We start from the raw sequence: 14,317 nt of genomic DNA, 5'->3' as shown, positions 1-14,317 counted from the left end.
GCTTTGATGGACCTGGACGCGATCAAGGACGTACTGCGCACGTTCGCGGAAGTCGAGGCCCGCGGGGTCTCGCCGCTGTACGAGCACCTGGCCCGGCAGGCGGCCGAGGACGACGACGTCGCGGGCCTGCTGTCGGTGGCCCGCGACGGCGAGGTGCGCGCGACCCTGCTGATGGCGACCGCGCACCGCCTGGTCCAGGCCGACCCGATCCACCCGCTGTCCCGCTACTACCCGTCGCTGGGTGGCTTCGACGGCGTCGACTCCGAGACGTGGCCGCTGTTCCGGTCGTTCCTGCTGGAGCGGGCCGAGAAGGCGCGGGCGCTGATTTCGTCGCGGTACACCCAGACGAACGAAGTCCGCCGGGCGGCGCTGCTGTACCCCGGCGTGGCACGGGCGGCGCGCGAGGCGGGCGGCAAGGTGGCGCTGCTGGAGGTCGGCTGCAGCGCGGGTCTCCTGCTGGGCCTGGACCGCTTCGGCTACCGCTACCAGTGCGACGGCGGCGAGCAGCTGACGGCCGGCCCGGCCAAGTCGGCGGTCGGCTTGCACTGCGCGCTGGACCTGGCCCCGGGCGCGGTGGCGCCGAAGCTGCCGAAGAAGCTCGCGATCACGGACCGGGCCGGGCTCGACCGGGCCCCGGTGGACCTGTCGGACGAGGACGAGCTGGCGTGGCTCGAGGCCTGCGTGTGGGCCGACCAGCCGGACCGCATCCGCTTGCTGCGCACGGCGGCGGCCGAGCAGGCGAAGCACCGGCCCCGGTTGATCGCGGGGGACGGGGTTTCGGACTTCGCCGCGGCGGCTGAGTCGCTGGAGGGGCCGTTGGTGGTGGTGACCAGCCACGCGCTGGCCTACTTCGGGGCTTCGCGGCGGGCTGAGTTCGTTGCGGCGCTGGCTTCGCTGGCGGCTTCGCGGCCGTTGTGGTGGGTTTCGGAGGAGTTCTACGGGGCCGGGCTGGAGCTGGTGCTGCCTGGCCGTGCGGATCTCGCCGGTGGGGATGGGCTGGCGACGCTGGGTGTGGTCCGGTGGGAGGACGGGAAGGCGGAGGCGCACGCCTTGGCCCGGACCGCTCCGCACGGGCAGCGGATGACCTGGCTGCCGCTCTAGTCCCGGGCACCCCGAGCGTCTTGAATGAGTCATTCAGGGCCTGGGATGTCCTGAATGACTCATTCAAGACATCCCAACGACCCCCGCGGCCCGGACAAACCGGACTTCAAGCCCGCGGCAAGGCGTCCCAGTCACGCAAAGTCACGTACAGGAGATCCACCAGCTCCCCGCGCGCCTCCAGCTCCGAAAGGTCTGCCGCTTCGGACCAACGCGCATCCGTCGCGTCATCACCCGCCGTGAGCACTCCACCGGTCACCGTGCACGCGTAATCGAAGATCAAGTACGGCCCCCGCCGGACGCTCCCGATCACTGTGCCCGGAATCACGTCCAGTCCCGTCTCCTCCCGAAGCTCCCGGATGACCGCCTTTTCGTCCGTTTCGCCCGGTTCGACTCGGCCACCCGGCAGCGACCATTGACCCGAACCGGGGTCATTGCGGCGCCGGATGAGCAGTAAACGGCCGTGGTCGTCGAACGCGATGCCGCCGACGCAGCGGATCGTGGTGCTGGTGGGGGCGTCCATGTCCCCAACGGTAGACGTGACCGAACTGAAAACGGATGTCCTGTACACGGAGAGTAGCCGTACGGTACACTTCGGACCACGTGCTGACCCAAGCGCGGGACTTACCTCCCGTGCGCCAGTTGAGTGCGGTACAACGTAAAAAGTCTGTTGTCCGGTGTCACCGTAAGAGACGGGATTTGATCGCGGTGAACGTGAAGAAGATTGCGGGCCTCGCCGGTATCGCGTTGGTGCTGTTCTTCGTCATTGCCCAGCCGGGGCAGGCCGCTGGCCTCGTCGGCAACATCATCCAGTTCCTCCGTGACTCGGCCGAATCGGTGATCACCTTCGTCAGCAACGTCTTCAAGGGCTGATCGAGGGCTACCCTCGACCTATGTTCGCGCCACGCGACCCCGACGAGTACCTCCTCGACACCGAGCGGCGGGTCATCCGGATCCGCCGCCACTGGGCGGTGCTGCTGTGGGACACCTTCGAGGCGGCCTCGCTCCTGGCCATCTGCGTGCTGGTGTCCTACCTGCTGCCACCGGCGCTCTACATCGGCCAGAACATCCTCTGGTACGTCGCGCTGCTCGTCGTGCTGCGGTTCGCCTACGTGGTGATGGAGTGGTGGGTCGAGCGGCTGGTGGTCACCGACAAGCGGTTCGTCATGACCACCGGGGTGTTCACGACCAAGGTGCTGATGATGCCCATCAGCAAGGTCACCGACCTCAGCTACGTGCGCACCGCCACCGGCCGCATGATGGGTTACGGCACGATGGTCGTCGAGTCGGCCGGGCAGATCCAGGCGCTCAACAAGATCGACTTCCTGCCGCGGCCCGAAGAGTTCTACGACACGATCTCCGAGCTGGTCTTCGGCGACAAGCAGAAGCAGGCCGAGCGCTTCTCGATGATCAAGGCTCAGCGGGCTGCGCGCGGCAAGAAGCCGGTCGGCTAACCGTCCCGCCGAGCGTGTGACGTAGCGCATCGTCGACAATGGACACGATGCGCATCGACCTGCACGCCCATTCCACCGCTTCCGACGGCACCGACACGCCGGCCGGGCTCGTCGCCGCGGCCGCGAGAGCCGGGCTCGACGTCGTCGCGATCACCGATCACGACACCACCGCGGGCTGGGCGCCCGCCGCCGAGGCGGTGCCGCCGGGGCTGACGCTCGTGCCCGGCGCCGAGCTCTCCACGGTGTCGATCGACCCCGAAACCGGGCGTCAGATCAGCGTCCACCTGCTCGCCTACCTCTTCGACCCGACATCCGAGCCGGTCGTCACCGAGCAGACGCGGCTGCGCGTCGAGCGCCGGACGCGGCTGCGCCGGATGGCCGAGCGGATGGCCGCCGACGGCCTGCCGATCGACGCCGACGAGATCTTCGGCCTGCTACCGGAGGACTCGCCGCCCGGGCGCCCGCACCTGGCCCAGGCGCTGGTCCGGGCCGGGCTGGTCAAGTCCGTCGACGAGGCCTTCGCCGACTACCTCAGCCCGCGCCGCGGCTACTACGTCGCCCGCCGGGACACCCCGGTCGAGGAGGCCATCGACATGATCGCCGCGGCCGGCGGGGTCACGGTCATCGCGCATCCCTTCGCCTTCAGCCGCGGCGCCACCATCAGTGAGGACACCCTCGCGGGCCTGGCCACGCGCGGCCTCACCGGCGTCGAGGCCGACCACCCGAACCACGACGAGCCGACGCGTGCCCGCACCCGTGAGCTCGCCGGCGAGCTCGGCCTGCTCGTCACCGGGTCGAGTGACTACCACGGCACGAACAAGACGATCCCGCTTGGGGCGTGCACCACCGACCCCGGCCAGCTGGAGGAGCTGGTGGCGCGCGCGACCGGGTACCAGGTCGTGAAGGGCTGACATGGCGATCGCCGACGTCTTCGACGCGAAGCTCTTCATGAGCGCGACGATCACCCTCGTCGTCATCATGGACCCGCCGGGCACCGTGCCGGTGTTCCTCAGCCTGGTCGGCCGCAAGCCGGTCGCGACGCGGGCGCGCGCCGCTCGGCAGGCGGTCCTGGTTTCGCTGCTGGTCATCAGCCTGTTCGCGGTCGCCGGCCAGGCGATCCTCGCCTACCTCGGCATCGGTATCCCCGCGCTGCAGGGCGCGGGTGGCCTGCTGCTCCTGCTGATCGCGCTGCAGCTGCTCACCGGCAGCGGCCACGAGCCGGAGGCCGCCGCGGAGGACGTCAACGTCGCGCTCGTGCCGCTCGGCACGCCGCTGCTGGCCGGGCCCGGCGCGATCGCCGCGACCATCGTGTTCGTCCGGCAGGCCGACGGCCACATCGGCGCGTACATCGCGCTGGCGGCGGCGATCGTGATGACGCACTTCGTGATCTACATCTGCATGCGCTACTCCGGCGTCGTCATCCGGCTGATCAAGGAAAGCGGCATCACGCTGCTGGCCAAGGTGGCCGGCCTGCTGCTCGCGGCCATCGCCGTCGAGCTGGTCGCGAACTCCGTGCGCGGCTTCATCGCCGGCGGCAGCTGACCCCGCCTTTCGGGTTGTCCTGCCGGACAGGAACGCCCGCGTTCGTTGACATCGTTGGCACCGCTCGCGCAGCCTGAACCTCAGCTCAGCGCTTGAAACGATTCAATCGCCTTGCGGAGGCCTCGATGAAGTGGCTCAGAGCAGTCCTGCCGGTCGCGGTGCTGGTGGCGAGCGGCGTAGCCGCCACCCCTGCGGACGCCGCGCCGGGCTGGCAGAAGTACGTCGTCGCACCATCGAGCCGGGACGTCCGGCCGGTGCGGGTGCTGTCGACGACCGGCGACGTCACGAACCCGGACGGCCTGCTCGGCCGGGGTGTCGCGACGTTCAAGCGGCAGGCGCCGCCGCCGAAACCGGCGTGGCCCGCGGGGACGACGGCCACCGCGTCGTCGTTCCACGCGCCGAACAACGGCGGGAACGGCCAGCCGCGCACGTACGACCCGGGCAACGCCGTCGACGGCAACCCGGACACGTTCTGGAACGACGACACGATCGGCGCCTACCCGGACGTCCTGACCATCACCGCGGGCGCGCCGGCCACGCTGGCCGGCGTCACCGTGCTGTCCAATGTGGACGGCGTGCCGCAGGACTTCACGGTCGAGGTGCTGGACGGCGGCGCGTGGCGCGTCGCGGCTTCGGTGACCGGCAACACGGCGGTGCAGCGCGCGGTCGCGTTCGACCGGCCGGCGACGGCCACGCAGGTCCGGATCACCGTCACGAAGGACCAGAACACGCCGTCCGGCGAGTTCAGCCGCGTCGCCGAGGTCTGGCCCGGCCTGGTCGCCGACCCGCCGGTGCCGACGGCCGTCGTCGACTTCGGCCAGGTCGTCGCCGGGTACCCGAAGATCGCCTTCGCGGGCGCGTCGGCGAACCGGCCCGGGGTCCGGCTGTCGTTCTCGGAAACCCTCCAGTACCTGGGGGAACGCTCCGACTTCACGCGGTCGGACTTCTCCGGCGGGCCAGGGAGCGACCAGTACGCCGTGCCCGCGTCGCCGACGGTCTGGCGGGACACGAAGAGCTGCTTGAGCGGGACGCAGGTCTGCGCGGACGGCCTGCACGGCTTCCGCTACCTGCGGATCAGCCTCGACGCGCTGGCGTCCGACGCGCCGCTCGCCCAGCCTTCCGGTGAGGTGCGGATCAGTGGCGTCTCGCTCGACTTCACGCCGTTCCTCGGCACGCCGGACACCTACCGGGGCTGGTTCGAGTCGTCCGACGACGCGTTGAACCGCTACTGGTACGCGGCTTCGTACACCAACGAGCTGGGCATGGACACGTTCCGCGAGTCCGATGTGGACCCGCGCGGCGCGTTTTCGCCGTCACTGGACGGGAAGCTCGTGCTGCACGACGGCGCGAAGCGCGACCGGGACCCGTACGTCGGCGACGTCGCGGTGTCCGGGCTGACCCAGTACCTGACGCACCAGGACGGCACGGCGGCGAAGAACGTCCTCGCCGACCTGGCCGACCACCAGCGCGCGGACGGCTGGATCCCGCCTGCGTCGATCAACAACTACACGTTGCCGCTGTTCGACTACCCGCTCTGGTGGGTCACGTCGAGCTGGGACTACGTGCTCTACAGCGGCGACACCGCGTACGCGGCTTCGTACTACTCGCACCTCGTGAAGACACTCGACACGTGGTACCCGTCGGTCACCGATTCGCGCGGGTTGCTCGCGAAGGGGCTCAACGGCACAGGCGGCTACGGCGACTACGCGTTCCTGCCGCGGACCGGCGAAGTGACGTACTACAACGCGTTGTACGTGCGGGCGCTGCAAGGCGCGGCGGGCCTGGCGCGGGCGACCGGGCATCCCGCGGACGCCGACCGGTGGCTCGCGCGTGCTTCCGGCGTCGCCGCGGCGGTGAACCAGTACCTGTGGGACCCGGCGGCGGGCGCGTACCTCGACTCGGCGACGGGCGCGGTGCGGCACGGCCAGGACGGCAACAGCCACGCGATCGTGGCCGGGATCGCGTCGCCGGCGCAGGCTTCTTCGGCGCTGGCGCGGCTCGCGGCCGGGGCGCTGCCGTACGGGAACCCGTTCATGGACAACGACACCCTCGTTTCCGACGGCACGAAGCGGGTGTACGCGTTCACGTCGTTCCCGGAGCTGCAGGCGCGGTTCCGGAGCGGGCAGGCGGACTCGGCGATCGGCCAGATCAAGCGGATGTACGGCTGGATGGCCACGCACGACCCGGGAATCACGGCGTGGGAAGGCATTGGCGAAGGCGGCTCGCACTACGAGCAGGGCTACACGTCGGCGGCGCACGGCTGGTCGACGGGCGTCGTGCCGGCGTTGACGAACGACCTGCTGGGCGTTTCGCCGACGTCGCCGGGCTTCGCGACGTGGACGGTTTCGCCGCATCCCGGCTCGGTGGCCTGGGCGCGGGGAGCGGTGCCGACGCCGAAGGGCGCGTTGTCGGCTTCGTGGTCGCAGCAGGGTTCGGTGTTCTCCCTGACGGTTTCCGCGCCGCGCGGGACGTCGGGGTCGCTGGTGGTGCCGTCGGGCCGGGTGGTGCTGCTGGACGGCCGCCCGCTGCGCGCGGCCGGCCCGCTGACCGTCTCCGGCGGCACCCACACGGTGCTGGTGGTGCGGTAGGAAAAGCCGTGAAGGCCTCCTTACCGGCTTTTACGACCGGTAAGGAGGCCTTCACGGACCTGCGCGCGGAAAGTGTCGGTGGTGGTGCGTAGCGTGGGCGGCGTGAAGGAGCAGATGGGGTTCGACTTCGGCGTGGCGCAACCGGTGCGGCTCACGAAGGTCTCGCCGGCGCGGCTGGCGACCTTCGACGATTGCCCGCGCCGGTACCGCCTCGCGTACCTCGATCGGCCGACGCCGCAGCGCACCGGCCCGTGGGCGCACAGCACGCTCGGCGCGGTGGTGCACAACGCGTTGCGGGCGCTGTTCGACCTGCCGGCGCTCAAGCGGGTGCCGCAGCGGGCCGTGGCGCTGGTGGCCGAGTTCTGGAAGGACGCGGGCTTCGAGAGCGAAGAGCAGGCGGCGCGCTACCGGGCGCGGGCCAAGGGCTGGGTGGCGGAGTACGTCGAGGACAACGACGTCACGCACGACCCGGCCGGGCTGGAGCGCTGGGTGTCGGCGCCGGTCAACCCGGAGCCGGGGGAGCGGCCGTCGATGATCATCGAGGGCCGCGCGGACCGCATCGACGCGCGTGACGGCTCGCTGGTCATCGTCGACTACAAGACGGGCCGGCGGCCACCGGACGAGTACGAAGCGCGGGCGTCGCAGGCACTGGCGCTGTACGCGGTGGCGGCCGCGCGCACGCTGCGGATGCCGTGCACGACGGTCGAGCTGCACCACCTCCCGACCGGCACGATCGCGGCGGCGGAGCACACCCCGGAAAGTCTGAAGCGGCACCTGCAACGCGCCGGTGAGACCGCCGGGGACCTCCGCCTCGCCACGGATACCCTGAAGGCGGGCGGAGACGGGGACGTGCTGTTCCCGGCCCGCCCGAACCGGCGTTGCGCGTGGTGCGACTTCAGGCCGAGCTGCGCGGCAGGCCAGGAAGTAGCCCCGCAGGCGCAGCCGTGGGACCTGCTCGCGCCCTGAACGGGAGGGAATGTTGGCTTCACCGGACACCGACGAGTTGGCGACGCGGCCCTTGCCGACGGGCGCATCCGAGCCGGCACCGCCACAGCGGGAGCCGGAGGGGGCCGGGGCGCCGGAGCCGGGCGTGCGCGAGCAGGTAGGGCCGGGTCAGGCTGAAGCTGGTGCCGCGCCCGGTGCGGCGGAGACCGTCGGCGAGGGCGAAGTGCACACCGTGCCGCAAGACCGCGTCGAGCCCGAGCGCATCGAGCCGGAAACCGAAGCACCGGCGAAAGAATCCGGTCGCTGGTGGCGGGGCTTCACCGGCTCACTGGCCGCCGGGCTGACCGTGCTCGCCCTCGGCGTGCTCGTCGTCGCCGGCGTCTGCCTCTACACCGGCGCCCCCGGCCCGGGCGTGACCCTCCTGATCGGTCACCCCGTCGTCGCGGTTCTCGCCCTGCTCGCCCAGCGCGTCGCCGACCGTCGCAACGGGCCCGCCGCCGTCGGTGCGGGCATAGCCGTCGTGCTCTTCGCCGTCTCCGCGTTGACGCTGTTCTGGCTCACTTGAGCGCGGTCAGCGTGTCCCCGCGCTCCTCCAGCAGCACCGGCCCGGCCGCGCCCAGGCGGACGACGCCCGAATAACCACGCCGGTCCACGCCGACCGTGCGGATCGTCGAGCCGTCGTTCTCGTTCAGCACCGCCAGGCCGCCCTTGATCGGGATCACCAGCTGGTTCGCGAACGTGATTCCCGGGCCCATCGCGCTGCTCAGGGTCCAGCGGGGCGACAGGTCGTCGCGCGAGAGGGCCAGCACCTTCGAGCCGCTGAACCAGTACACGTTCGCCGCCGTCTGGGTCGTCGCCTCGACGCCCGCGGGCGGGTCCTGGGCCAGGTCCGAAGGCGGCACGTCCAAGGGGTACGCGGCGCGCTGGGTGCCGTCGCCGTTGTAGGTCACCAGGAGCTTCTGGTCTGGCAGCACCACGGCCGTCAGGTCGCCCGACATCGCGACCACGCGGGCGCGCTTGCCCGCCAGCACCGAGCTGAAGCTGACCTGGGGCTCGTCGTCCTTCTCCGGCGCGGCCTTGTAGACCGTCAGGCGGTCGGCCGGGTCGCCGGGGCAGCGCTCGATCACGCCGACCTTGCCCGACGCCGCCGCCACCGTGCCGTACGTGCAGCCCGTGCGGGGCTGCTTGCCCGCGTTGACCAGCGCCGGGACCTCGCCGTACTCGGCGCTCTTCACCAGGTCGTCGCGCCAGGTGTCGAGGAGCTTCTTGCCCGTCGCCGTCACGTGCGAACCGTCGCTGACCAGCTGGGTTCCCATCTCGGCGTTGCCGTTGCGCTGGGCGGTGATGCGGCCCGTGCCCGGGTCCAGCTGCGTCACTTCGCTGCAGTTGACGTCCTTGTGGTAGACGGCGTTCAGCCGCCCCCACGTCTCGTTCATCGTGCAAAGCTGCAGGTCACGCGCGTAGTGCCAGCGGATCTGGCCGGTGAGCGGGTCGCGGGCGGCGACCTCGCCGCCGTCCGCGGTGGCCACCGTGTCGCCGGCCACCACCGGCACCGGGGTCGCGCCGCTGCGGGCGCTCCACAGTTCCGCCAGCGAGCCCGGCACCTTGTCCGGCGCCGCGGGCAACGGCGGGGGCGGCGCCGCCTGGGTGTGGTCGGTGGCCGCGCTGTCGCTGGTCGCACCGATGACCAGCGCGACCGCCAGCACCACCACCGCGATCACCGCGGCCAGCACCCGGTCCCGTCCGCGGTTCCAGGGCGACCGGCGCGCCTTGACCCGCGGGGCGGGCGGGGTGGGTTCGACGTCCTCGAGGACGTCTTCGGAGCCGTACTCGGGGGCCGGTTCTTCGGCGGGCTCGACCGGTTCGGGCGCGCTTTCGGGCGCCTTCTCGTCTTCGCTCACTTACCCGACCCCCGCTGCGTAGGCCTCAGTCTGCCGACGCAGGTGTATCAGACGTGGCGGCCGGGCGGCGACGGCGGCGTCGGCGAGCCGGGCGCTCGGCGTTCTCGCCGGCTTCCTTCTCGACGGCCGGGCCGGTCGCTTCCGGGGCGTTGCCGCTGCGGGTGCGGCGGCGCGACCGGGTGCGGCCTTCGGAAGCGGGAGCCTCGTCCGTCGAAGCGGCAGCGGCGTTGTCGGCGGCTTCGACCGCCTCGGCCGCCCGCGAGCCACCACGGGTGCGCTTGCGCGGGGCGCGGGTGCGCTTGCGCGGCGCCTCTTCGGAGGACTCGCCGGGCTTGCCACGGCCGCGGCCGCGCTTCTTGCCGCCCAGGTCTTCTTCTTCCTCGGCGGCCAAGCCCGCGCGGGTGCGGTTGGCCAGCGGCAGCCGGCCGGTCGTGCCCGCCGGGATGCCCAGGTCCTCGTACAGGTGCTTCGACGACGAGTACGTCTCCACCGGCTCCGGCTTGTCCAGCCCGAGGGTGTCCGAGATCAGCTTCCAGCGCGGCTCTTCGTCCCAGTCGACCAGCGTGACGGCGACACCGGTGCGGCCCGCGCGGCCGGTGCGGCCGATGCGGTGGACGTAGGTCTTCTCGTCGTCCGGGCACTGGTAGTTGATCACGTGGGTGACGTCGTCGATGTCGATGCCGCGGGCGGCGACGTCGGTCGCGACCAGCACGTCCACCTTGCCCGAGCGGAACGCGCGCAGCGCCTGCTCGCGGGCGCCCTGGCCCAGGTCGCCGTGCACGGCGGCGGCCGCGAAGCCGCGCTCGACCAGGTCGTCGGCCACCTTCTGCGCGGTGCGCTTGGTGCGGCTGAAGATCATCGTGAGGCCGCGGCCTTCGGCCTGCAGCACGCGGGCGATGACCTCGGGCTTGTCCATCGAGTGCGCCCGGTAGACGAACTGGGTCGTGCGCTCGTGGATCGCGCTCGCGTCGTTCTCTTCGGCGCGGATGTGCGTCGGCTGGCGCAGGAACGTGCGGGCCAGCGTGATGATCGGGCCGGGCATGGTGGCCGAGAACAGCATGGTCTGCCGCTCGTCCGGCACCATCCGCAGGATGCGCTCGATGTCGGGCAGGAAGCCCAGGTCGAGCATCTCGTCGGCCTCGTCCAGCACGAGCCCGCGGACCTTGCCCAGCACCAGGTGCTGCTGCTCGGCCAGGTCGAGGAGCCGGCCCGGGGTGCCGATCACGACGTCGACGCCCTTGCGGAGCGCCTCGATCTGCGGCTCGTACGGGCGGCCGCCGTAGATGGCCAGGGTGCGGATGCCGAGGTGCTTGCCGGCGCCCTTGAGGTCGTTGGCGACCTGGATGCACAGCTCGCGGGTCGGGACCACGACGAGCACCTGCGGGGTGCCGTCGCCGGGCACCTGCACGCGGTGCAGCAGCGGGACGCCGAAGCCCAGCGTCTTGCCCATGCCGGTGCGGGCCTGGCCGATGAGGTCGTCGCCGGCCATCGCCAGCGGGAGCGTGAGCGCCTGGATCGCGAAGGTGCGCTCGATGCCGGCCTCGCCGAGTGCCTTGACGATCTCCGGCTTGACGCCGAAGGACGCGAAGGTCGGGGCCTCGGGCTCGACCTCGACGCCCGCCTGCAGCGGGTGCGAGGTGTCGAGCGCGGCCGGGCCGGTCTCGCTGTGCTCCAGCGCGACGGCGGGGGGCTGTTCGGTTGTGGGAATTTCTGCGGTCAGGGTGATCGCCTCTCTCGTGACCAGCGCGCACAGCCGTGGGTCCGCTCGACACTCGACCGGGAGTAAACGCTGGTCCCTGGCGCTGATCTGGAGCGCGGAACCGGTCCGTCCCGGGAATGCCGGAAGAGGCGTGCACGCACATTGCAGTACGTCGGCAAGCCAACGTGACCTGCCTGTTTCCCGACGCCGGTATGGCGTACGGAAGCTTCTTTATCAAAGGCAGTGTACCTGGTCAGCAGTTTTTCGACAGTACCCGCCGCGCCGGAACCAGTGGGATCGGTCTCGTCGCGGCACGCCCGGGTGCTTCGGCGATACCCTGGCCGCCGTGACCGACCCGAAAGAGATCAGCGAAGGCGTTGTCGACCTGCTGGGTGTGATCGCCTACCTCGAACTGTCCGCCTTCGACCGGCTGGCCGAGGACGCGCGCAGCGCCCCGACCCTGGCCGGCCGCGCCGCGCTGGCGACCATGGCGGCCGCCGAGATCGGTCACTACGGGCTGCTCGCCCAGCACCTGGCCGCGCAGGACGTCAAGATCGAGGACGCGATGGCGCCGTTCGTGGCCCAGGTCGACGCCTGGCACGCCTCGACGCCGCCGAAGTCGTGGCTGGAATCGCTGGTCAAGGCCTACGTCGGCGACGGGCTGGCCGCGGATCTCTACCGGGAGATCGCCAGCTGGCTCGACCCGGAGACCAAGGACCTCGTGCTCACGGTCCTCGCCGACACCGGCCACTCCGCGTTCGCCGAACGCGAAGTGGCCGCCGGGATCGAAGCCGATCCCAAGACCCGCGACAAACTCGCCCTGTGGGGCCGCCGCCTGCTCGGCGAGGCACTGACCCAGGCCCAGTACGTCGTCGCCGAACGCGACGGCCTGGCCGAGCTCATCATCGGCGGCTCCGGCGACCTCTCCGGAATTGCGGCGCTGTTCCGGCGGTTGCAACAGGGGCACACGAAGCGCATGCAGGCGCTCGGCCTGGGCTGACCCCGATGGAGTACCCGGAATTGACGACGCGGTCAGGCGCGGTCATGCGCCACCGGAACGAGCCCGTTCGGTTAGCCTTGCCGAGCACATCCCTTACGAATTTCCAGCGGAGGTCCCACGTGGAGGTCAAGATCGGCATCAAGGACACACCGCGCGAGCTGGTGGTGTCCAGTGGCCAGTCTCCCGAAGAGGTGGAGAAGCTGGTCGCCGAGGCCCTGACGGCCGGTGACGGGCTCTTCCGCCTCAGCGACGAGAAGGGGCGCAAGTACATCGTCCCCTCCGACCGGATCGCGTACGTCGAGATCGCCCCGTCCGACGTCCGGAAGGTCGGCTTCGGCGTCGGCGACTGACTCAGCGCGGCCAAGGCCACTCCGGGACGTTCCCGGGGTGGCCTTTCGCATGCCCGGGGTTCACCGGATTGTGGCGTTTTGTTTGGAGTGTCGCTTTTCCGCCGCCTAGCTTCGGCCGGTGACCACTCTCGAGCAGTCCGCCGTCGCGGACCTCGTGCGGAGCACGCTCTCCGCGCACAAGTCGTTGTTCCTCGCCACTTCGGGTAGCACCGGGCCGTGGGTCGGCGGGGTGTACTTCGCCGAAAGCGGCGAGTTCACGCTGAACCTCGTGCTCGAGGACCGGGGCCGGACGCTGGCCGCGATCCGGGAGAACCCGGTGGTCTCGGTGGTGGTCTCGACGGGCTCGCCGATGCAGCCGTTCCTGCAGGCCCAGGCGCTCGCCGAGGTCGTCGGCGCCGAGGGGGACGCGCGGGTGCGCGAGCTGCTCGTCGCCAAGGTCCCGGAGGCGGCGCCGTTCCTCGACGCGCCGGTCACGGCCGTCAAGCTGACCGTGCAGAAGTGGCGCGCCACGGACATCGCCAACGGCCTGCTCCCCGGCGTCGAGCTGCCCGGCCCGCGCCTGCCCTGACCCGAAGTCCGTGAAGGCCTCCTTACCGGTCGAAAACGCCGGTAAGGAGGCCTTCACGGCTTTCAGGCGTTGAGTTCTTCCAGGGACGTCGGCACGTGGAAGGGCGGGGTGCTCGTCCCCATGATCCGGTAGCGGCCCCACGGGTCCGGGTCGGAAAGCTCGCCCTCCGCGGTGTGGCCGCCGGCCTGGATCGTCACCGGCTTCTTCTTGCCGCCCGCCAGCTTCGTCAGCTCCTCGTTCACCGCCACCCGGCCGTACCAGCGGTAATAGCCGTCGATCGGCTGGAAGTAGCCGCGCAGCTCCACCGTCGCCGTCACCGAGACCCCGTCGACCACCAGCGTGGCCGAACCGCTGTAGCCGTCTTCGTCGTGCTCGCTCATGACGTTTCCTCCACCGACTCCGAAGCGCGGCCCAGCTGGACCACCTTGTTGGCTTCCAGGGGCTGGTTCGGGTCGATGACCACGCCGTTCTGGCGGGTCAGGCCGTCGATCGCCGCCCAGATGATCTGCGTCAGGTACTCCACGACCGAGTCGCGGCCCATCGAGCGGCGGTCCAGCCACCACTCGCCGGTGTTCTGGACCATGCCGACGATGCCGTGCGCCCACGGCTCGGCCGCGCCGGAGTCCATGTTGAACATCCTCATGTAGTCGCCGAGCAGCGCGGTCAGCGCCGACGCGATCAGCTCCTTGTCCTCGGCCACGACGTCCGAGGACACCGGCTTCTCCGGCCGCCCGTGCGCGAGCAGCCGGTAGAGGTTCGGGTGCTCCTCGATCACGGTGAAGAACGCGTCGAGCGCCATCCGGATCCGCGGCACCGGCGCCAGCTCCGCGTTGATCGCCGGGATCAGCCGCTCGAACAGGATCTCCGTGCCGCGCTGGCCGAGGGCGACGTAGAGGTCGGCCTTGTCGTCGAAGTGCCGGTACAGCACCGGTTTCGTGACACCGGCCTCCGCGGCGACGTCCTCCATGCCGAGGTCGGGGCCGTGCTTGTCGAGCGCACGCAGCGCCGCTTCGACGAACTCCTTGCGCCGCGCGATCCGGTGCTTGCGCCAGCGGTCGCGCCGGGCGTCGCCGGTCGCCTCCTCGTCGCGCGACGAGGACCTGGACTGCTTGCCGGAGCGCTTGACACGTTCGATCACGGGGCTCATGCTACGCACAGGTAACTGTTACCTC

General features: G+C 70.9%; 16 protein-coding genes. 11 read left to right on the top strand and 5 right to left on the bottom strand.

What is annotated here, in order from left to right:
- Positions 1-6: 6 nt before the first annotated feature.
- Positions 7-1,101 (top strand): DUF2332 domain-containing protein, encoded by a 1,095-nt coding sequence (locus tag H4696_RS28180; RefSeq protein ID WP_086857201.1) that lies wholly within the window; start codon positions 7-9, stop codon positions 1,099-1,101.
- Positions 1,102-1,207: 106 nt separating this feature from the next.
- On the opposite strand, the gene H4696_RS28175 is transcribed toward H4696_RS28180, so the two are convergent.
- Positions 1,208-1,621: an NUDIX hydrolase gene (locus H4696_RS28175; RefSeq protein ID WP_086857200.1), complete on the bottom strand. Its 414-nt coding sequence runs from the start codon at positions 1,619-1,621 to the stop codon at positions 1,208-1,210.
- A 185-nt stretch (positions 1,622-1,806) separates the two neighbouring features.
- Here H4696_RS28175 and H4696_RS28170 point away from each other — a divergent pair, with 185 nt between their 5' ends.
- The 7 genes from H4696_RS28170 to H4696_RS28140 all read left to right on the top strand — a co-directional run bounded on the left by H4696_RS28170 (position 1,807) and on the right by H4696_RS28140 (position 8,192).
- On the top strand, positions 1,807-1,971 hold the full coding sequence (locus tag H4696_RS28170) for a hypothetical protein (protein WP_163046845.1): 165 nt from the start codon (positions 1,807-1,809) through the stop codon (positions 1,969-1,971).
- Between the two features lie 20 nt (positions 1,972-1,991).
- Positions 1,992-2,552, top strand: a complete 561-nt coding sequence (locus tag H4696_RS28165; protein WP_086857198.1) for a PH domain-containing protein — start codon at positions 1,992-1,994, stop codon at positions 2,550-2,552.
- Between the two features lie 47 nt (positions 2,553-2,599).
- Positions 2,600-3,463, top strand: a complete 864-nt coding sequence (locus H4696_RS28160; protein WP_420831514.1) for a PHP domain-containing protein — start codon at positions 2,600-2,602, stop codon at positions 3,461-3,463.
- Position 3,464: 1 nt separating this feature from the next.
- Positions 3,465-4,094 (top strand): MarC family protein, encoded by a 630-nt coding sequence (locus tag H4696_RS28155; protein WP_192782578.1) that lies wholly within the window; start codon positions 3,465-3,467, stop codon positions 4,092-4,094.
- A gap of 125 nt (positions 4,095-4,219) precedes the next feature.
- Positions 4,220-6,682 (top strand): alpha-L-rhamnosidase-related protein, encoded by a 2,463-nt coding sequence (locus tag H4696_RS28150; protein ID WP_086865702.1) that lies wholly within the window; start codon positions 4,220-4,222, stop codon positions 6,680-6,682.
- A 114-nt stretch (positions 6,683-6,796) separates the two neighbouring features.
- On the top strand, positions 6,797-7,648 hold the full coding sequence (locus H4696_RS28145; RefSeq protein ID WP_169735248.1) for a RecB family exonuclease: 852 nt from the start codon (positions 6,797-6,799) through the stop codon (positions 7,646-7,648).
- A 124-nt stretch (positions 7,649-7,772) separates the two neighbouring features.
- A complete protein-coding gene (locus H4696_RS28140; protein WP_225955824.1) occupies positions 7,773-8,192 on the top strand; it encodes a hypothetical protein in 420 nt (139 codons plus the stop codon).
- Here the strand turns inward: H4696_RS28140 and H4696_RS28135 are convergent.
- Together H4696_RS28135 and H4696_RS28130 are read right to left on the bottom strand one after the other, a co-directional pair.
- Positions 8,185-9,528, bottom strand: coding sequence for an Rv3212 family protein (locus H4696_RS28135; protein WP_192782577.1), 1,344 nt, complete (start codon positions 9,526-9,528; stop codon positions 8,185-8,187). The genes H4696_RS28140 and H4696_RS28135 overlap by 8 nt on opposite strands.
- A gap of 25 nt (positions 9,529-9,553) precedes the next feature.
- Entirely contained in the window at positions 9,554-11,017 is a 1,464-nt protein-coding gene (locus H4696_RS28130) for a DEAD/DEAH box helicase (RefSeq protein WP_264086330.1), read from the bottom strand.
- A 556-nt stretch (positions 11,018-11,573) separates the two neighbouring features.
- Here H4696_RS28130 and H4696_RS28125 point away from each other — a divergent pair.
- The 3 genes from H4696_RS28125 (at position 11,574) to H4696_RS28115 (ending at position 13,145) form a co-directional block, all read left to right on the top strand.
- Entirely contained in the window at positions 11,574-12,227 is a 654-nt protein-coding gene (locus tag H4696_RS28125; RefSeq protein WP_086863969.1) for a ferritin-like fold-containing protein, read from the top strand.
- A gap of 119 nt (positions 12,228-12,346) precedes the next feature.
- A complete protein-coding gene (locus H4696_RS28120) occupies positions 12,347-12,577 on the top strand; it encodes a DUF3107 domain-containing protein (protein WP_086863970.1) in 231 nt (76 codons plus the stop codon).
- Between the two features lie 118 nt (positions 12,578-12,695).
- Positions 12,696-13,145 (top strand): pyridoxamine 5'-phosphate oxidase family protein, encoded by a 450-nt coding sequence (locus tag H4696_RS28115; protein WP_169735143.1) that lies wholly within the window; start codon positions 12,696-12,698, stop codon positions 13,143-13,145.
- Between the two features lie 62 nt (positions 13,146-13,207).
- Here H4696_RS28115 and H4696_RS28110 read toward each other — a convergent pair whose 3' ends face one another.
- Positions 13,208-13,525 carry a DUF4873 domain-containing protein gene (locus H4696_RS28110; protein ID WP_086863971.1) on the bottom strand — a complete coding sequence of 106 codons (318 nt, stop codon included), beginning with the start codon at positions 13,523-13,525 and terminating at the stop codon, positions 13,208-13,210.
- Positions 13,522-14,292, bottom strand: a complete 771-nt coding sequence (locus tag H4696_RS28105) for a TetR/AcrR family transcriptional regulator (protein WP_086863972.1) — start codon at positions 14,290-14,292, stop codon at positions 13,522-13,524. Before H4696_RS28105 ends, H4696_RS28110 begins: the two co-directional genes overlap by 4 nt.
- Between the last annotated feature and the right edge of the window lie 25 nt (positions 14,293-14,317).

The sequence above is a fragment of the Amycolatopsis lexingtonensis genome, from assembly GCF_014873755.1.
Classification (GTDB): Bacteria; Actinomycetota; Actinomycetes; order Mycobacteriales; family Pseudonocardiaceae; genus Amycolatopsis; species Amycolatopsis lexingtonensis.
The sequence above is the reverse complement of the archived record's forward strand: the minus strand, read 5'-3'. Positions and strand labels throughout refer to the sequence as shown.

Coding starts and splice junctions, on each gene's coding strand:
- H4696_RS28105 (WP_086863972.1), bottom strand. CDS start 14,292: ATGAGCCCCGTGATCGAACGTGTCAAGCGCTCCGGCAAGCAGTCCAGG.
- H4696_RS28130 (WP_264086330.1), bottom strand. CDS start 11,017: ATGGCCGGCGACGACCTCATCGGCCAGGCCCGCACCGGCATGGGCAAG.
- H4696_RS28160 (WP_420831514.1), top strand. CDS start 2,600: ATGCGCATCGACCTGCACGCCCATTCCACCGCTTCCGACGGCACCGAC.
- H4696_RS28110 (WP_086863971.1), bottom strand. CDS start 13,525: ATGAGCGAGCACGACGAAGACGGCTACAGCGGTTCGGCCACGCTGGTG.
- H4696_RS28145 (WP_169735248.1), top strand. CDS start 6,797: ATGGGGTTCGACTTCGGCGTGGCGCAACCGGTGCGGCTCACGAAGGTC.
- H4696_RS28150 (WP_086865702.1), top strand. CDS start 4,220: ATGAAGTGGCTCAGAGCAGTCCTGCCGGTCGCGGTGCTGGTGGCGAGC.
- H4696_RS28180 (WP_086857201.1), top strand. CDS start 7: ATGGACCTGGACGCGATCAAGGACGTACTGCGCACGTTCGCGGAAGTC.
- H4696_RS28155 (WP_192782578.1), top strand. CDS start 3,465: ATGGCGATCGCCGACGTCTTCGACGCGAAGCTCTTCATGAGCGCGACG.
- H4696_RS28165 (WP_086857198.1), top strand. CDS start 1,992: ATGTTCGCGCCACGCGACCCCGACGAGTACCTCCTCGACACCGAGCGG.
- H4696_RS28175 (WP_086857200.1), bottom strand. CDS start 1,621: ATGGACGCCCCCACCAGCACCACGATCCGCTGCGTCGGCGGCATCGCG.